The sequence below is a fragment of the Acuticoccus sp. genome, from assembly GCF_965213555.1.
GTDB lineage: Bacteria > Pseudomonadota > Alphaproteobacteria > Rhizobiales > Amorphaceae > Acuticoccus.
The window spans coordinates 3,625,274-3,642,431 of sequence record NZ_OZ243890.1 but is presented as its reverse complement, the minus strand read 5'-3'; the positions used below and the strand labels follow the sequence as shown (position 1 = coordinate 3,642,431).

Sequence of the window (17,158 nt, the reverse complement as noted above, 5' to 3'; positions counted from 1 at the left end):
TCTCCCAAAGGGCATGACCATGCGGTTGCGCACCCTCGCTTCGGCGCTCGTCGCCGTCCCTTTGACCTCGATCCCAGCGCTGGCACAGGGCACGACCTTGGAGGACGGGCAGGCCGTGCGCGACTTCCTGACGAGCCCCGAGGCGCTCGGCGCGACGAGCGCCACCGTCGGCTCCGTCGCGTCCGACGGTGAGGTGGTCCGTGTGAGCGACGTCGCCATGGAGTGGTCCGGCGAGTTCAGCGCCGAGGGGGGAGAGACGCTCAGCATCCGCGCCTCGGTCACCGCCCCGACGCTGGAGGTCGAGGGGCTGGAGCGCGCCGCCGACCGGTACCGCGCCGACCGCATCTCCGTCCCGTCCTCGACCCTGTCCGTGGCGCTGACGGGCGGAGCCGACGCCCCCCTCGATTACACGCTCACCGTCAACGACTACTTCGTGGAGAACGCGAGCTGGGCGCCGCTCCCGCGCGTCGCCGCCGACCCGTCCGCGCCGGTGTCGCGCTTTGCGCCACTGCTCGACTGGGTTGCGACGCAGTCCTACGACAGGGTGAGCCTCGGGCGCGTCAGCGGACGATATGGCGATGGCGAGCAAGACATCGACTACGATGGCGCCTCCTTCGGACCGGTGGACAACGGCGTGCTCGCCTCGTTCGCCTACGATGAGGTCGTCAGCACGCAGACGATGCCGAACCCCGCGATGGACCCGGCAAACCCCGACACCCTCGCGCCGATCGAGGTCGAGGTGCGTTACGGCCCGGTGTCGGGCTCCGAGGTCGACATCAAGCCGCTGATCGCCCTGTTCACCGGCACCGACGCCGCAGACGGGCCGCAGCAGTTCCTCGGCTCGATGCGCTACGAGGGCATCGTCGTGGACGGTGGCGACGCCTTGCGCATCACCGTCGGGCCTTCGGTCATCGAGGACCTTACCATCGACCCGAGCCGCGGTCCCTTGATGCGGGCGTTCGACGACCTCGTCGTGACCCTGGTGGCGAGCGAGGACTTGGATCCCGCGGCCCTCCTGACGCTCGTTGTCGACATGTACGGTGCCATGGGCATCGGCGGGTACGCGCTTGAGGACGTCGACGTCGCCTTCATGGACGGCAACGCCGCGCTCGCCCAGTTCGCCATCGAGGAGTTCGGCGCCGCGGGCCTCGGCCGCCTTGCCCTCGACGGAATCGACATCGACGTCGCGGGCACGCAGCTGCGCGTCGGCGCGATGGAGGTTGGCGAGCTCGCCTTCCCGCCGCGCGAGGCGGTCGTGTCCGTGCTCGAGACGGCGATGGCAGGCCTCGAGATGGGCGGGCGACCGCCCAGCGCAGCCATGATCACGGGAGCCCTGCCCACGGTCGGCAGGGTCGCCGTGCGCGACGTCGCCATGGGCGGTCCGCAGATCGGCAGCCTCCGGCTCGGCCTGTTCGAGGCGCGGGCCGAGAACTATGTCTCCGCCATCCCGACGAGCCTCACGCTGGTTCTCGACGGGCTCTCGATGCCTGCGGCGATGGTGCAGGACCCGATGACGCAGCAGATGCTGACCGCCCTCGGCGCGGACCCCGTGGAGGCGGACGCGAACCTGACGCTCGGGTGGGACGAGGCGACCCAGGAGGTCACCCTCGACCACGACATGGCCGTTCGCGGGGTCGGCGAGCTGACCGCCTCGACCCGGCTGTCGGGCATCCCCCGCGTCGTGTTCGCCGAGCCGAGCCGCGCGCAGGAGGCGCTCGTCACCGCCGCGCTCGACGACCTGTCGCTGCGGTTCACCGACATGGGGCTGACGCGCTTCCTCCTCGGCATGGTGGCGCAGCAGTCGGGGGTGTCCGTGGAGGAGTTAGTCGCCGGCATCGCCCAGCAGGTCGCCTTGCAGGTGGGCTCGCTCACCGGTGACCCTGCGCTCGGCGCCTCCATCGCCACCGAGGTCGAGACGTTCCTGTCCGACCCACAGTCGCTCGCAGTGACGGCGGCTCCGTCCGCGCCGGTGCCCCTCGCGCAAATCATGGGCGCTGCGATGACCGCGCCTCAGGCGCTGCCCGGGCTCATGGGCTTCTCGATCACCGCGAACGGTCCTGCGGCGCAGTAACCGGAAGCCGGTCGCGAGGCGGCTTACGGAACCGTTGTGCCGCGTGCTCCGTTTGTCTCCCGGAGCGCGTCACGCTCACCGCGTGGATGAGCGCGGCGCGTTCCCATTGGATGCGACGACCTTGACGGCATGAGCAGCCCGTCGAGGTCGAAGAGCGGGATGACGATGGCCGACGACACGGCGCCGGCAGGTGCCACCCTTGTCAAGGATGGGGACCTCGCGCCCGAGCGGGAGGCTGAGGTGGAGCTTGCGGCGGGTCCGGATCCCGCGTTCGAGCGTGACCGGCTCGTCGAGCGTGGGCCGCCGATCGACGAGCCGCGGGAACGCGCCGCTGCCCCCCCGAACAAGGCGTCTGGCTGGCTGACGCCGGCAGCGGTCTACGGTGGTGCGGCGCTCCTCACCGCGGTGATGTACCAAGCCGGCAAGCGCTCGTCCGCCGAAGCTGAGCATCCGCCCATCGGCCGCTTCCTCAAGGTCGACGGCACCACGCTGCACTACACCGACATCGGCGAGGGCTCGCCGATCGTGCTGCTGCATGGCATCGGCACCACCCTCGAGGACTGGTTCATCTCCCCGTTGATGGACCTCCTCCTGCCGCATCACCGGGTCATCGCCATCGACCGGCCCGGGCACGGCTACTCCGACCGTCCGGCGCACAGCCGGTGGACCCCGGAGCGTCAGGCGCGCGCCATCGCCCACCTCCTCCACCGCCTCGGTGCGCACGACGCGGTCGTGGTGGCGCACTCCTACGGCGTGCTGCCGGCGATCGCGCTGGCCTTGCAGCACGAGGGGTTTGCCCGCGCGCTGGTCCTCATTGCAGGGGTGTACTACCCCGGTTCGACGCACGCCAAGGCGGCGGCGACGGCGCCCGCGGTGCCGATCCTCGGCCCCCTGGCGCGCATGACCGTCGCCCCGTCCATCGCCCGCGCGGCCCTGCCTGCGATGATCCGTGCCAGCTTCGAGCCGCAACCCGTCCCGCGGCGCTTCCACGAGGAGTACCCTGCGGGCCTCGTGACAAGGACGAGCCAGCTCGACGCCGGTGCCGAGGAGGGTTCTCGGGTCGACAGCACCGCCGAGCGCATCGGCAAGCATTATCCGCGTATTGCGTGCCCCGTCACCGTCGTCACCGGCAGCGGCGACGGCATCTTCGATCCGGACGAGCAATCCCGCCGCTTCGCCGGCGACGTGCCCCACGCACGGCTCATCGTGGTGCCCGCGTCGGGTCACATGGTCCACCACTCCGGGGCGGCGCGCGTGGCCGCCGCCATCCTCGAAACGGCCTCGGGCGAGGTCGAGGAGGACGACCAAGGCGCCCCGCCCGATGCCGACGCTGGCCTCCTCTCCGACGAGGACGCCGCGGCCGGGTCGTCCAACGACCAGCAGTCATTCGACGACGCCGACGAAGATGACGGCACCGATCAAGGCACGACCTCGGGCGGCCGCGGAAGGGCGGCGAGCGGCGCCTCGTCCGCATCGAGGTCGTCCGCGAAGAGGCGGTCGGCCTCGAAGAAGGGTTGATCGGCGCTGCCCTCGCGTGGCTCGTCGCGGTCAATACCGTCGGCCTCATCGTGTTCTGGCTCGACAAGCGTGCTGCCATCGCAGGTCGCCGCCGCGTGCCTGAGCGCGTCCTCATCGCCCTCGCTGCCCTCGGTGCGACGCCAGCGATCCTCGTCGGCGCCTCCGTGATCAGGCACAAAACGCGCAAGCAAACGTTCCGCGCGGTCGTCCTCGCCCTCTCCGCAATACAGGTGGGCGTGCTCGCGGCGTGGGTCACAGGACTGGTGTAGGGTCAGCGTGGATCTGCCCGACAAGGCTCGCCTCCTGCAGCGCGCGCGATCCGGTCGGGCTGCCTGGGCCGGTGCGCATCGTCCGCCGCGCGAGGCGGTGCGGGAGGGGCAGGAGTCCGTGTGGGACTTCCCGCGTCCGCCGGCCGTGCAGCCCTCGTCGGCACGCGCCCGCGTCGTGTTCGCCGGACGCACCGTGGCGGACAGCTGCAGCACGGTGCGCGTCGTCGAGACGGCTTCGGCACCGGTCGTCGCCTTCCCGACGCGGGACGTGGACCTCACGCTCCTGTCGCTGAACGGTCGCATGAGCGTGTGCGAGTGGAAGGGTGCGGCGGTGTACTACGACCTCACCGCACAGGACAGGGTCAGCCGCGACGCCGCCTACACCTACCCCGATCCGTTCGACGACCTCGCCGAGGGCTACGCGGCCATCGCCGGGCTCATCGCCTTCTATCCCGGGCGCGTCGACGAGGCATGGCTCGACGACGAGCGCGTGCGCCCGCAGCCCGGCGGGTACTACGCGGGCTGGGTCACGTCGCGCCTTGCCGGGCCGATCAAGGGCGAACGCGGCACCGAAGGCTGGTGAGGGCGCGTAGCACCGACTTGCGCGGGACGGGGTCCTCGGCGACCCTCAAGCCATCATGCACGGAGGACGCGGATGGAGGCCCTCTTCATTGGTCACGCCTACATCGACATCACGTTCCTGGCCGACACCCTGCCGACCGGGGACGAGAAGACCATCGCCGAAGACTATGCCGTCGCCTTCGGCGGCAACGCCACCACCGCCGCGTTCTGCGCCGCCAAGCTCGGCCTCAAGTGCGACCTCCTGTGCCAGCAGGCGGACGACTGGCTGGCGCGAATGTTCCTCGACATGGCGTCGCGCTACGGGATCTCGGTGCACGGTCGCAAGGTCGCGGAGTCGTCGCTGTCCTTCATCATGCCGAGCGACGGCAAGCGCGCGATCGTGCGCTGCCGCGATGCCGAGTTTCTGCACCCGTACCCAGCGCTGAACCTTGCCGGCATCCGCGGCCTCCACGTCGACGGCCACATGGCGGACGCCGCGATCCACTACGCGCGCGAGTGCCGAGAGCGGGGCGTCCTCACCTCCCTCGACGGCGGCTCCGCGCGCGCCGAGACGGATGAGCTCCTCACCGCCATCGACGTCGCGGTCGTGTCGGAGCGCATGTGCGAGCAGATGCAGCTGAACCCCCTGTCGATGCTGGACTACTTGCGAGCGCGCGGCGTCACCGTGGGCGCGGTGACGCTCGGCGAGCGCGGCCTCGTCTGGTACGAGGGCACCGGCGGGGAGGCGCGCACCATGCCAGCGCGCAACGTTCCAGCGGGCGAGGTCGTCGACACCTCCGGCGCCGGCGACGTCTTCCACGGCGCCTACTTCTGGTCGGCGCTCGAGCGCCCCGAGCTCGGCTGGGCGGACCACTTCGACTTCGCGCGCTCGGCCTCGGCCTACGCGGTGCAGCACCTCGGCAACGAGGCCTCCCTCCCCTCCCTCGACGACGTCACGGCCATGCGCGCCCGACTTCCTGAGGCGGAGGCGGCCTGAGCCTCGGGGCAGGCTAACCCGTCGACCCCTCCGCCGCACGGCGCCAGTGCAGGCCGCTCGACTTGTACTCGACCTTCGCCTGCAGGAACCGGCGGGCGGGCTCGACGAAGCTATGGCACCAGCGCACGGGCATCACCGCCACGTCCCGCGCGTCGGGGTCGGCGCGGATGTGGCGCTCGAGGGCGCGGGAGAGCATGACCGGCCCGGTCAGCCCCAACAGGCTCTGCTTCACGAAGCGGCCGTCCGCCTCGCGTGGAGCCTGCGCCAGCTTGCGGGCCATGCGCTGCAGGATGGCGCGGAGCACCGGGTCGCCCGGCGGCGCGCACAGGAACCAGTTCGCGACGTTGGTGCGCGAGCCGTGAGCCCACTGGGCGAACAACGGTACCGGGGGCGGGGCGAAGGGGAGCGGGCGCGACAAGGTCATGTCGGCGTCGATGTAGATGCCACCGTGGTGCGCGAGCTCAACGACGCGGAGGATGTCGGCTTGCATCGAGGGATGGAACGCGCCATCGAAGGCGTCGACCCACGCCGCGTCCGTCGCCGCGAGGCGCGCGCGGGCGCCCTCCAGATCGTAGGCCACATGCTCGTAGCCCGTTTCGCGGCAGACCTCCTCCACCCGGCGCATCAACGTCAGGATCTGGTCCGGCGGGTTGCGGTCCCAGAACTGGACGACGCGGCGCGGCGTCGTGGGACCGGCTCGGAAGTGCGCCGTCCAGTCGAGCGCGGTGATGTCGAGCCGGCCCTTGCCGTCCGTGCCGGCGAGGGCCTCGAGCCGCTCGCGCGCTGCGTTGGTGGCCTGCCACTTGGACCGGGCCTCCGGCGTGGCGATGCGCCGGCGCGGTCGGTCCGCCCTCGCTTCCGTGCGGTCCGCCCGCTTGCGAGTGTCGCGTCGCTCGCCGTGCGCCATGTGGCTCGTTCCGTCTAAGGTCGTGGGATGTCGAAGCGCGCGGTGTTGCACATCGGGTTCGAGAAGACCGGGACGACGTCGACCCTCGCGACGCTGCTCCGCTCGCGCGCTGACCTCGCGGCCGCGGGCATCCTAGTGCCGGAGGTCGGCGCTGACCACACGTTCCTCGCTGCCGCCTTCGGCCGTCAGTCCCGCGCTGTTGACGGCCGCGAGGCGGATCTGGCGGCCTTGGCGAGGCAGGTCGAAGCCTTCGATGGCGGGGACATCCTGTTCTCCGCCGAATCCCTGGCAGCGATGCAGCCGGCCGGCGTCTCGGCGCTTGCCGAGCACCTGTCGAGCATCGTAACGGACGTCCTCGTCGTCGCCTACGTTCGCCACCCGGTCGAGCAGGCGGCGAGCCTGTCGCAGCAGCTCGTCAAGTCCGGCCACGCCCGGCTCGCGGAGGTGGACGCCGCGCCGCGCTACCGGCGCTACCGCCCACGGCTGGAGAAGTACGTGGAGGCGTTCGGGCGCGACCAGGTGCTGGTCGTCCCATTCGAGCGCGCAGCCCTCGCCGGCGGTGCGGTGCAGCGCGATCTGCTGACGCGCATGGGCCGCGCCGATGCACAGGACGCGCTCACATTGGAGGACCGCAACGAGAGCCTGACGACCCCCGCAGTCGTCCTCAAGAGCCTGATGGATCAGGCCGACCCCTCACTGCGCGTCCGTCGCAAGCCGCTTTCACGCATTGCAGGCCCGAAGTTCGCACTGACCGAGGAGGCGCTGGCCGCGGCCGAAGCGCTCGGCGCCGACGACCTCCTTTACCTCGAGGCGGCCTTCGGCATGCGACTCAGCGACCCCTCCCGCAGAACGCGCGAGCCGCTTTCGACAATGTTCACGAAGGAGGTCATGCGCTCGATCCGGCGCTACGGCCGACGGCTCGAGGGCGCCTACCGCACCGCCTTCGCCGCGGCGCTCGAGGCCATCGAGGACGGCGACTACCACGGCGCGCGGTTCGTGGAGGGTGGCGCGGCGCCGCCCACGAGGCGTCGCGCCACGAAGGGTCGGGGCATCCTCGGTCTGTTGAGGACGAGGTAAGGTGCCCTGGCCGCCCGCGCGGGCTGCCCGAGGGTGCCCGGCCGCTGGTGCGTCCGATCCAGGTCAGTACCCGCTCGCCGGGCCGAACGGCACAAGCTCCACGTCGACCACGTCGCCAGGCAACAGCGCCGCGTCGAGCGCAGCGTCGATGATGGCGCCGGCACCGTCCGCACTGCGGTGGACCGTCACGGAGGTGTCCCGGTTGCGGTTGAACAGCGCGCTCGGCGCCGCGCCGGCGGACAGCATCTCCTCGGCGAGGGCGCGCATCCGCCCGCGCATCTGCGCGATCTCCGTCGCGGCGGCGGCCGTGGCCTCCACGAGATCGACGCGCCGCGACTCGTCGAGCTGGTTGCGCGCGCGCATCATCTCCTCGATCTCTTTGGCGGTCTGCGCGATGCTGGCGCTGACCTCCTGGACGCGAGCCGCCGAGGCTAGCGCCAACCGTTCGGCCTCGGCGACACGGTTGATGGGGATCAGCCCGCGCTGGAAGCTCTGACGCACCGTCTCCTCGAACTTTGCGTCCGCCGCCGCCGCGCGCTCCTCCTTGACGCGGCGCGCGCGCAGGAACTCAAGCCGCTCCTCGACCTTCGCGATGGCCCGGCCGAGCGACGCCTTGTCGCCCTCGAGGCGCTCCGCGCGCGCCTCGATGAAGTCGCCCTCCAGCTCGACGAGCCGGTCGACGAAGCCCGGCTCCACGCTCCCCTCGAGCGGCGGCGCATCGAACTCCCGACGCCCGTCGAGCTCGGCGATCAGCCGAGCCTCCTCGACCAGCCGCTTGGCGAGCCTGACCTGCAGGTTCTGGAACTCCCCCTGCAGCCTTGCAAGCTCAGCCGACGGTTCCTCGTCCCGCCCGCGCACGACGCTGACGCCGCCCGCGTTGGCGATGGCTTGGCGCACGGTCATCTGAGGACGGTAGGCCTGCTCGCCGGGACGCGTCACGTCCCCGTCCACGTAGACCGGTCGGTACTCATCGATCGTCACCCCGACCTCGTGCGGCTCGATGACGGTGCCGATCTCCTCGCCGGTGATCAGCCGACGGTTGAGCACGCTGGCGGACAGCCTGCGCGCGATCTCATCACGCACGTCAGCGAGGGTCATTCCCGAGGCCTGGAACGTCCCGACCAGCGGCGCGGTAAGGTTGCCGTCGACGTCGATGGTGGCGGAGGGCTGGAAGTCCGCCACCCCAGCGGCCTCCACCCGCACCGTGTCGCCGGGCTGGAGGGCGTACTGCGCCGCCGCCGCGAGCGACGACGCCACGAGGATGAGGACGGCGAGGAGCGCGCGCTTCGCCGCGAGCACGAGCCGACTACTCCGCAGCTTCAGCGCCGCGGAAGGCGACGGCGGCGAACTCCTCGAAGATGGCGTCGATCGTCATCGTAAGGTGCCAGCTCGGGTAGTCCTCCTGGAAGCGCGTCAGGTCCGTGTAGTATACGATGTGGTCGCCGATGCGGTTCTGCGAACTCAGCGTGTGGTCGAGCATGGTGCCCGTCATGTCGAAGATCCGTGCGATGGACTCCAGGATCGACACGCTGTTCGCCCTGCCGCCACCGAGGTTGTAGACCGCGCCCGGTCGTGGCGCGGCGATGTAGGCGTCGAAGGCCGACACCACGTCGCGGCTATGGATCTGGTCGCGGACCTGCTTCCCCTTGTAGCCGAACACCGTGTAGTGCCGGCCGGTCGCTGCGGCCTTGAACAGGTAGGCGAGGTAACCGTGGAGCTGGGCGCCGGAGTGCCCGGTGCCGGTGAGGCAGCCGCCGCGGAAGCACACCGTGCTCATCCCGAAGTAGCGCCCGTACTCCTGGACCATGACGTCCGCAGCGACCTTACTCGCGCCGAACAGGCTGTGCTTCGTCTGGTCGATGGGGAACGTCTCGTCGATGCCGTCGGCGTAGGCGGGGTCGGCGAAGTCGTAGCGCGTGTCGGTCTCGTCGAGCACGATGAGGTTCGGGCCGTCGCCATAGACCTTGTTGGTGCTCATGAACACGAACGCCGCCTCGGGGGTGTGCCGCCGGCACGCCTCCAGGAGGTTCAGCGTGCCCACCGCGTTCACGTCGAAGTCGTCGAAGGGGACCTTGGCGGCGAGGTCGTGGCTCGGCTGCGCTGCGCAGTGGATGATCGCGTCCGGCGCCACCTCGGCGAACAGCGCATCGACGCCGGCGCGGTTGCGGATGTCGAGCTCGCGGTGATCGTAGCGCCGGCAGTCGCGCCTGAGCTGCTCGCGCTGCCACGTGGTGTCGCCGTCGGGCCCGAAGAAGGTCGCCCGCATGTTGTTGTCGACGCCGACGACGCGCTCGCCGAGCCGATCGTAGTGCCGAACCGCCTCCGCGCCGATCAGCCCGGCGCTTCCGGTGACGAGGATCGTGCGCACGGCCTACGCCCTGCCCTTGAGCCCGAGGGCGATGGCCTGGAGGGCGAAGCGCCAGACGAACAGGCTGTTCGTGACGAGGTAGCGCCGGAACAGGCGGCGGGGCTCCTGGCAGAGGCGGTAGAGCCACTCGAGGGACGCCGCCTGCACCCAGCCTGGTGCCTGCTTCTTCGTCCTGGCATGGAAGTCGAACGCGGCGCCGACGGTGACCTGGGGCACGCCGATGAGGTCGCGGTGGTCGTGGGCGAAGCGCTCCTGCCGCGGGCAGCCGAGGCCGACGAAGACGAGCCCCGCGCCGCTGCGCTCGATGCGCTGGGCGAGCGCGACGCTCTCCCCCGCGGTGAGCGGGCGGAAGATCGAGGGCTCCGAGCCAGCCACGACGAGCCCTGGGAAGCCGGCGACGAGCTCACGTTCGAGCCGTGTGACCGTGTCCAACGTCGAGCCGTAGAGGTAGATCCCGACGCCGTCCCGGGCGGCGCGCTCGCACAGGCGCAGCATCAGCGTCGGGCCGTACACGCGGTCCCTAAGCCCGGCCCGGTGAAGGAGGTTGAGCGCGAAACGTACGGGCTGTCCGTCCGGCGTCACCATGTCGAAGTCCTCGATCACCCGGCGGAAGCCAGGGTCGCGCGAGGCCTCCACGACGCCGTGCACCGCGAGCGCGGTGACGGTGTAGGGCCGGCGGCGCCGCGCCGCCTCCAGGATGCAGTCCACCGCCTCGGCGTAGGTCGTCGCCGAGACTGGGACGCCGATGACGCCGGCACGCCGCGGTCGTCGCACCTCACGGGGACGATCCACGACGTCAGCCGACAGGCCACCGCGTTCGAGCGGCCGCGCGGGCTGCATGGCCTCCGTCGCCGACCCGCGATCCAGCGGGTGCGGCGCAGCCAGGGCGTCGGTGCCATCGTCGACGATTGCAATCAGTCGTTGCATGTACTCACTTTTAGGATGTAGTCATGCCTTCGTCCAGCCCAAGTGCTATCTTTGGTTGACATAGCGGGCGGCGCCATGGCTGAGCGGGCGCATGGACCCAGCGCCGGTCGCTGAGGGATGCGAGGCAGGCGCATGGTAGACGGCGCGCAGTCCGGGGATGCACCGGCCGTCAGGCCCTGTGCAGGGGCGTCACCGGCGATGGTCAGGATCGGTCGTGGCGTCGCGGCCTACTGGAGCATGCGCCCTCGCCCGGCGCTGTTCCTCGACCGTGACGGCATCATCAACATCGACCGGCACTACGCGTCCCGCGCTCGGGACGTCGCGCTCATCGAGGCGACCGCGGCGGCGATGCGCCTAGCCCGCCGCTGCTCGGTCCCGGTGGTCGTCGTCTCCAACCAGAGCGGCGTCGGGCGGGGGCGCTTCACCTGGTCCGAGCTCGTGGCGGTGGACGACGAGGTAGGGCGGCTCCTCGCCGCGGCTGGCGCGGCCGCCGACCTCACGCTCTACGCCGGAGCGGCACCGGACGAGCTGGGCGATGCGATGCTCTACAGGAAGCCAAACCCAGGGATGTTCCAGCTCGCCGCACGGCTCCTCCCCCTCGACCTTCCCGCCAGCCTCATGGTTGGCGACAAGCCCAGCGACCTCCTCGCCGCCCGCAGCGCGGGCGTCGGTTGGGGCGCGCTCGTCGATCCCGAACGAGGGGCGGAGGCGCTCGCCGACATCTCCAGTTCCGACAGCGCAGGTCCGGCCATGGAGCTCGCCCACCTCGCCTCGGTCGAGGCGACCATGGCTGCCGTCGCGGCGCGCCTTGAGCGCGTAACGTCGGAGACGAGCAAGGGGGACGAGTGAGGCGCCCGCTCCACCGCCATCGACCGAGCCGCCGCGCGGTGCTGCAGGCGCTCGGCGCGCTGCCGTTCCTCCCGGCGGTGCATCGCGCGAGGGCGAGCGCGGCCCCGGCGCCACTCACGCTCCACATCTCCCCCGAGGGGGACGACGGCAACGACGGGCTGTCGCCCCGCACCGCCCGGCGCACCCTCACAGCGCTCACCGACGTCGGAGCCCCTGAAGGCTCCAAGATCCTCCTCGAGCGCGGCGGGACGTGGCGCGAGACGCTCGTCGCCCCCGCCGACGGGGTCACCATCGCGGCCTACGGCGATGGTCCGGACCCCGTCATCTCGGGCGCCGACCCGGTCACCGGGCTGGCCCCGGTCGGCGACGGCAGCTGGGTCGCACCGATGGCGGAGCCGACCCAGCTCTTCTCCGGCGACGCTCGGCTCGAGCGCGCGATCGCCGGGGCGCCGCTCCGCATCGGCACCTGGAGCTGGGCGGCCGGGACGCTGCGCGTCGCGTGTGGCGAGGCGCCGCCACCGATCCTTGAGGCGAGCGTGCGGCCCTTCGCCGTCGACCTCCTCGGGCGGCACGGCCTCCTGCTCGCCGGATTGACCATCCAACGCGCAGCAAGTTACGGCATCATGGCCGACACGTTGAGCGACGGCACCATCGCGAACTGCCGCGTCGTCGCGGCCTACGTGACCGGCATAAGCCTAGCGAGCGCCGAGCCGCGCCGCGGCCTCCTCGTCGAGGGCAACCGCGTGGAGGACTGCGGCGCGTCGGGCATCGGCTTCGGCGGCCGCTTCGACGACGTCGTGGTGCGAGCCAACACGGTGGCCCGTTGCTGCGCACTCACCGATGGCGTCGTGCCGAGCTCATCCGTCCCATCCGCGGTCTTCGCGACGACCGGGGCGATCAAGAATTGGGGATGGGGCGAGCCCGGTTGGCAGGGGGCAGCGTTCGTCGAGCGCAACACCGTCACCGACTGCGTCCCGCTGTCGTTTGCGCCGAACCCGTCCGAGGGTCACGGCATCGGCATCTGGATCGACGAGGTGGTGGCGCCCCGGGCGCGCTACGCGGTGCGCCACAACGTGGTCCAGCGCTGCCACTCGCGCGGGATCTACGTGGAGAAGTCCGACTTCATCGACGTCGACTACAACCTCGTCGTCAGCTGCGCCTCCGCGCGGCGCAGCGGCTCCATCGCGCTGCAGGCGAACCGGTACGGCTACGACGTCGCCGCCGACCGCCCCGCCCTCATCGCCCGCGACTGCACCTCCAATCGGGTGCGCCACAACACCGTAGTCGGCGGCTACTGGGGCCTCGAGGCCTACTGCGAGGACCCAGGCTGTCGCCTCTCCGACAACCTGGTCGAGGACAACATCATCGTGTCGGAGGACGGCGGGGGCGCGTGGCTCCACTTCGCCGGCGGCGGTGCGAACAACGGCGTCAACGGCACAGGCAACGCCTACCACAACAACTGCTTCGGCCCGCGTGGCGGCGCTGCGTGGGATTGGGACGGGCGAACGTCAGCCTCCTACCGCGGGATCGTCGTGATCAGCGACGGCGCCGTCGCCGACATCGTGGAGGGCTCGCCGCGGTTCGACGACCCTGAAGGTGGCTCCTACCGGCTGACGGCGACGAGCCCGTGCGTGGATGCCGCACGGGCCGCGCCGCTCGCGGTCGACCTCGACGGGCGCCGTGTGCCCGTCGGCGCCGGGGCCGACGTTGGCGCCTACGAGTTCGGTGGCTGACGAGCCTCGCCGTCAGCCGAGCCAGCTCGCGTCCAGCGCCTCGGCGTAGAGTTCCAGGAGGTCGTGCGTCGTCGTGCCCGTCGCGGAGGACGTCAGCGCGGCGAGGTCCGCCGCGGACTGCGACATCGCCTCGTAGGGGTCGTCGCCGCGCAGCGCAAAGGTCGGGTCGAGCGCCTGAAGGTCGGCACCGGGCGAGCGAGGGGCCTCGTCCGTGCGTTGCCAACCCTCGTCGAACGCCGCGACCATGTCCTCGCGCAGCGACCGCTCGGCCCCGACGAAGCTCCAACGCTCGTCGTACACCTTGGTCTCCACCACCGCGTGGCGCTTGGCGCTCTGCCTCGTCGCACCCAGAAAGTCCCAGTCGTCGGCGAAGTAGCTCGTCGTGAGCTGGCCGAAGGCGACGTGCTCGATGGCGTTGCCGACGTTGGACCACGCGGGGTCGTAGGTCTGACGCAGGGTTTCGTCGCCAATCGCGCTGACGATCTCCGCGCCGGTGCGCTCCCAGTCCTCGTCGAACAGGTGACGGATGATCTGACCGTCTTTCAACTCCACCGTCTCCGCGCCGATCAGCGCCCAGTCGGCGTCGTAGTGCCGGCGCACGAGCTGATCGCCGGCAAGCCCCACGACCTCGTGGTGGTGTACGGTCCAGCCCTCGTCGTAGAACACCTTGTAGAGCTCGCCACCCTCTTGGAACGCAACCTCCGATCCAGCGTAGGTGCCCCGCGCGTCGAAGAACTGGCGCGTCACCGTGTCGTCCGTGACGATGCGCACCTCGCGGCCCAGGCCATGATCCTCCGCCGTGACGGCGAGGGTCGCTGTGGACGCGTTACCGTGCGCGTCAGCCGCGGCGACGGTCACCGTCAGGCGGTCGGCGCCCTTCGTCAGGCTGATGTGGGAGAGGACCGTCGCGAAGCTCGTGCCCGTCGGCGTCAGCGGACCCTCGTGGAGCGTGCGGCCCTCACCGTCCGTCACGACCACGGTGAGCGTAAGTCCCGGCTCGACTATGGCGAGCTCGCCGGACAGCTCAAGCGCGCCGTCCGCGGCCGCCACCGCCTTGAACGCGGAAAGCGCGGGCGCGGTGGTGTCGACGGTGACGGACAGCCGCTGCTCCTCGGTGTTGCCCGCCTCGTCCGTCGCACGGACGCTGAGCGCGTGCGTCCCGTCGTCGAGGGCAACCTGGGAAGAGAAGCCGCCGTCCGCGCCGACGAGCGCCGCGCCGATCACAAAGCCCTTGGACAGGAGCGTCACGGTCGCCCCCGCCTCGACGCCGTCGACCGTGCCCGCCACCACGACGTCCGCCGTCGTGACGACGCCATCCAACGGGCTGAGCGCAATCTCCGGTGCGGTCTGGTCGAGCTTGAGGACCGCAGGAGCGCTGCGGCCGACGTTGCCGGCCGCGTCCGTGACCCGCGCCGTCAGCACGTGCTCCCCCTCGTTCGGCAACGTGACGGTGATGGCAAAGTCCCCACGCTCGTCCGCGATCGCGTGCCCCAGGACCACCCCGGCGGCGACGATCTCGACGACGGCCCCCACCTCGGTGTGGCCGGCGATGAGGCGCTCGGCCTCGTTCGAGTGCGCACTAGAGGCGTCGATCGTCACGCCCGGGGGCGTCTCGTCCCCCGGCACGGCGGGCGTCGTCGCGATGGGTTCGAAGACGAGGCGTCCATCGACGACCATCGGAGCCATGTCGGCTTCGACCCACCCCAAGCTCGCCGGGTTGTCGACGTGCTCGGCCTGGCGTCGCGTCCCATCCGCCTCAACCCAATCCACGAAGAGGTTGCGCTCGCCCTCACCCTCGGAGTCGTTGGCGTAGTACACCTCGACGATGAGCTCGTCGGCGGTCGCCACCTCGCCGGTGAACGTCAGCGTCTGCCACTGACCGCGGTAGGCCCAGTCGTGGGTGAAGAGGTCCGCGGTCACCGCCTGCGCGCCGAGGATCTCGCCGTTGACGACGACGGTGAGCTCGGGGTCGACCTTGTAGCTCATGCCGGAGGCGCGCACCGTGACTGTGACCTCCTGGCCCTCCCGGGCGACGTCGTCCGCACCGTAATGCCGGGCGATGACGTCCTCGGCCGGCTTGTTCTGCGGCGTCAGCGCCACCTCCCACCGGTCGATCTTGCTGCTGTCGGTGGTGGGGTCCCAGTTCCACATGAACGTGCCGGCGAGCCAGTCGGCCTCGGCGCCCTTGCCCACGCTCCAGAACTCGAAGAACGCCTGGTAAAGGTCCGCCTGCAGGGCGTCGTTGGGCGTCCCGGCCCAGTCGTCGTAGCCCGGATGCCTGGCGCCGATGTCGGTGGACACATAGCCGAGCTCGGTGAAGATCACCTTCTTCCCGAAGGTCTGCGCGATCGAGGCGTAGTACTCGTAAGGGGTGAGGCCGCCGTAGGTGGTGGCGGCGTGGGTACCCACCTGCGGCGCGTCCCATGCGGCGACGAAGTCTTCGACGGTATCTCCGACGTCGCCGAGCGGCACGTAGGGATTGATGCCGATGACGTCGAGCTCGCCGAGGAACGACACCTGCTTGGGGTCGAACCAGTGCGCCGAGTAGGTCAGCTCGCCGTGGTAGACTTTTCGGACGGCTTCGATGATGTCGAGCCAGTAGGACTTGTAGGCATCGGTGGAGAGCTGATCCATCTCACAGCCAAGGGAGAACAGCTCCACGCCCATCGCTTGGGCGAACTCAGCCTGCTCGACGATGAAGGCCTTGTAGTTCTGGAAGAACTCGGGGACGTTGCTCGGCTGGAACGAGCCGCGCCAGACGTGATCGTAGGAGTCGAGGTGGGGCTTGAGCATCACGGTGAGGCCGCGCGCCTGCGCGTCCCTGATGGCGACTGCCATATGCTCGAAGCTCTCGGTGTGCTCCGGATCGGCAACGATCTGCGAGCCTCGGCTGTGCTCCAGAAAGTATGTCGACGTGATCGAGACCGAGTTCGCCCCTACACCCCGGATGTCGTCTAGTGCCTCCTTCGAACCCAACTTCGAGAAGTCGCCGTTCCACCAAGAGGTATAAGCGATCCCTTGGTACTCAAAGCTACGCGGCATGGTGACTCTATCCGTTGAATGGTGTAGATCTTTGTCTCGTGGGGAAAACCCTGAGCAAAGCCCATTGATCCGACGGATGGCGTGATGCTTGCGCGATAGCAGGTTCGCACAAGTAAAGGATGCGCGACCCGCAACTGTCGGGCGCTAGCTTGTTGGCGCGCGGGACCCGCCGCCCTTCCTTCCCTCGCGACCCTCGCGAGATCCGCTTGATCGCTGCACCGCAGCAGGGGGCCCTGTTCGAACTCAAGCCCATCGCAACGCCGGACCGTTCGGCAGTCAACCTGATGATGGGGCGGCGCACAGCAGCAACAGCACCCAAACTCTCCTTTCCTCAGGACGCTTACCGCGGTCCGCCTCTTGCTGCGCCTCCTTGAGCCAGGGACTGGTTCAACCCTCTGGCCGATGCGACGCCCGCGCCGTCGGCGGTCAACGCGCCGATGGGAGGGGTAGCGCGGCGCAACGGCGTCGTGACCGGTGCGAAAGCACGTCGTCCACCCCTGAACATCGCGCCTCACGGGTCACCGCCGCTGCCTTGCTGGGACGGCGAGCTCAACGCGACGCTGAAGGAGGCGGTTTCGCGTTTGCAGTTCGCACGTTGAGGTCGCCGAGGTGGGCGAGGCGATCGCTGCGGCGGGCGCCAGCGTCCTCCATCTTCCGCCCTACAGCCCCCGACCTCAACCCCATCGAGATGGTGTTTGCCAAGCTGAAGGCGCTCCTGCGCAAGGCCGCCGCGCGCACCCGCGACGACCTCTGGGACACCATCGGCGCGCGCCTCGACCGCTTCCATCCCGACGAATGTCGCCGCTACATCCGTCACTGCGGCTATGCGTACGACTAAA

At 70.3% G+C, this 17,158-nt stretch carries 13 protein-coding genes and 1 pseudogene; 9 read left to right on the top strand and 5 right to left on the bottom strand.

Annotation, left to right across the window (positions count from 1 at the left end):
• Nucleotides 1–19 precede the first annotated feature (19 nt).
• The 5 genes from ACOOE8_RS17050 to ACOOE8_RS17030 all read left to right on the top strand — a co-directional run bounded on the left by ACOOE8_RS17050 (nucleotide 20) and on the right by ACOOE8_RS17030 (nucleotide 5,416).
• Nucleotides 20–2,071, top strand: coding sequence for a hypothetical protein (locus ACOOE8_RS17050; RefSeq protein ID WP_420392603.1), 2,052 nt, complete (start codon nucleotides 20–22; stop codon nucleotides 2,069–2,071).
• Between the two features lie 159 nt (nucleotides 2,072–2,230).
• Nucleotides 2,231–3,589 (top strand): alpha/beta fold hydrolase, encoded by a 1,359-nt coding sequence (locus ACOOE8_RS17045; protein WP_420392602.1) that lies wholly within the window; start codon nucleotides 2,231–2,233, stop codon nucleotides 3,587–3,589.
• Nucleotides 3,586–3,858 carry a DUF1294 domain-containing protein gene (locus tag ACOOE8_RS17040; RefSeq protein WP_420392601.1) on the top strand — a complete coding sequence of 91 codons (273 nt, stop codon included), beginning with the start codon at nucleotides 3,586–3,588 and terminating at the stop codon, nucleotides 3,856–3,858. The genes ACOOE8_RS17045 and ACOOE8_RS17040 overlap by 4 nt, the downstream gene beginning before the upstream one ends.
• Nucleotides 3,859–3,865: 7 nt before the next feature.
• A complete protein-coding gene (locus ACOOE8_RS17035) occupies nucleotides 3,866–4,441 on the top strand; it encodes a DUF427 domain-containing protein (protein WP_420392600.1) in 576 nt (191 codons plus the stop codon).
• A 72-nt stretch (nucleotides 4,442–4,513) separates the two neighbouring features.
• Nucleotides 4,514–5,416, top strand: a complete 903-nt coding sequence (locus ACOOE8_RS17030) for a sugar kinase (RefSeq protein WP_420392599.1) — start codon at nucleotides 4,514–4,516, stop codon at nucleotides 5,414–5,416.
• 13 nt (nucleotides 5,417–5,429) lie between these two features.
• On the opposite strand, the gene ACOOE8_RS17025 is transcribed toward ACOOE8_RS17030, so the two are convergent.
• Nucleotides 5,430–6,323 carry a glycosyltransferase family 32 protein gene (locus ACOOE8_RS17025; protein WP_420392598.1) on the bottom strand — a complete coding sequence of 298 codons (894 nt, stop codon included), beginning with the start codon at nucleotides 6,321–6,323 and terminating at the stop codon, nucleotides 5,430–5,432.
• A gap of 27 nt (nucleotides 6,324–6,350) precedes the next feature.
• On the opposite strand from ACOOE8_RS17025, the gene ACOOE8_RS17020 reads away from it, so the two are divergent.
• Complete coding sequence (locus tag ACOOE8_RS17020) at nucleotides 6,351–7,400, top strand: hypothetical protein (RefSeq protein WP_420392597.1); 1,050 nt, start codon at nucleotides 6,351–6,353, stop codon at nucleotides 7,398–7,400.
• Between the two features lie 63 nt (nucleotides 7,401–7,463).
• Here ACOOE8_RS17020 and ACOOE8_RS17015 read toward each other — a convergent pair whose 3' ends face one another.
• The 3 genes from ACOOE8_RS17015 to ACOOE8_RS17005 are packed head-to-tail and all read right to left on the bottom strand — an operon-like array spanning nucleotide 7,464 to nucleotide 10,695.
• Nucleotides 7,464–8,699, bottom strand: a complete 1,236-nt coding sequence (locus tag ACOOE8_RS17015; RefSeq protein ID WP_420392596.1) for a polysaccharide biosynthesis/export family protein — start codon at nucleotides 8,697–8,699, stop codon at nucleotides 7,464–7,466.
• Nucleotides 8,700–8,706: 7 nt separating this feature from the next.
• Nucleotides 8,707–9,768, bottom strand: coding sequence for an NAD-dependent epimerase/dehydratase family protein (locus ACOOE8_RS17010; protein WP_420392595.1), 1,062 nt, complete (start codon nucleotides 9,766–9,768; stop codon nucleotides 8,707–8,709).
• A gap of 3 nt (nucleotides 9,769–9,771) precedes the next feature.
• Nucleotides 9,772–10,695, bottom strand: coding sequence for a WecB/TagA/CpsF family glycosyltransferase (locus ACOOE8_RS17005; protein ID WP_420392594.1), 924 nt, complete (start codon nucleotides 10,693–10,695; stop codon nucleotides 9,772–9,774).
• A gap of 198 nt (nucleotides 10,696–10,893) precedes the next feature.
• Between ACOOE8_RS17005 and ACOOE8_RS17000 the strand changes: the two genes are divergently transcribed.
• Together ACOOE8_RS17000 and ACOOE8_RS16995 are read left to right on the top strand one after the other, a co-directional pair.
• Nucleotides 10,894–11,544: an HAD-IIIA family hydrolase gene (locus tag ACOOE8_RS17000; RefSeq protein WP_420392593.1), complete on the top strand. Its 651-nt coding sequence runs from the start codon at nucleotides 10,894–10,896 to the stop codon at nucleotides 11,542–11,544.
• The gene (locus ACOOE8_RS16995) at nucleotides 11,541–13,277 is read left to right on the top strand and encodes a right-handed parallel beta-helix repeat-containing protein (RefSeq protein WP_420392592.1); all 1,737 of its coding nucleotides are present in this window, start codon (nucleotides 11,541–11,543) and stop codon (nucleotides 13,275–13,277) included. Before ACOOE8_RS17000 ends, ACOOE8_RS16995 begins: the two co-directional genes overlap by 4 nt.
• 12 nt (nucleotides 13,278–13,289) lie before the next feature.
• Here ACOOE8_RS16995 and ACOOE8_RS16990 read toward each other — a convergent pair whose 3' ends face one another.
• Nucleotides 13,290–16,319 carry a glycoside hydrolase family 113 gene (locus tag ACOOE8_RS16990; RefSeq protein WP_420392591.1) on the bottom strand — a complete coding sequence of 1,010 codons (3,030 nt, stop codon included), beginning with the start codon at nucleotides 16,317–16,319 and terminating at the stop codon, nucleotides 13,290–13,292.
• 597 nt (nucleotides 16,320–16,916) lie between these two features.
• Here ACOOE8_RS16990 and ACOOE8_RS16985 point away from each other — a divergent pair.
• A pseudogene (locus tag ACOOE8_RS16985) lies at nucleotides 16,917–17,157 on the top strand (transposase); the annotation flags it as partial.
• Nucleotide 17,158: the final 1 nt, after the last annotated feature.

Excerpts from the sequence above, each read along its gene's own strand:
- ACOOE8_RS17025 (WP_420392598.1), bottom strand. The coding sequence starts at position 6,323 with ATGGCGCACGGCGAGCGACGCGACACTCGCAAGCGGGCGGACCGCACG.
- ACOOE8_RS17030 (WP_420392599.1), top strand. The coding sequence starts at position 4,514 with ATGGAGGCCCTCTTCATTGGTCACGCCTACATCGACATCACGTTCCTG.
- ACOOE8_RS17005 (WP_420392594.1), bottom strand. The coding sequence starts at position 10,695 with ATGCAACGACTGATTGCAATCGTCGACGATGGCACCGACGCCCTGGCT.
- ACOOE8_RS17000 (WP_420392593.1), top strand. The coding sequence starts at position 10,894 with ATGGTCAGGATCGGTCGTGGCGTCGCGGCCTACTGGAGCATGCGCCCT.
- ACOOE8_RS16990 (WP_420392591.1), bottom strand. The coding sequence starts at position 16,319 with ATGCCGCGTAGCTTTGAGTACCAAGGGATCGCTTATACCTCTTGGTGG.
- ACOOE8_RS17050 (WP_420392603.1), top strand. The coding sequence starts at position 20 with ATGCGGTTGCGCACCCTCGCTTCGGCGCTCGTCGCCGTCCCTTTGACC.
- ACOOE8_RS17020 (WP_420392597.1), top strand. The coding sequence starts at position 6,351 with ATGTCGAAGCGCGCGGTGTTGCACATCGGGTTCGAGAAGACCGGGACG.
- ACOOE8_RS17045 (WP_420392602.1), top strand. The coding sequence starts at position 2,231 with ATGACGATGGCCGACGACACGGCGCCGGCAGGTGCCACCCTTGTCAAG.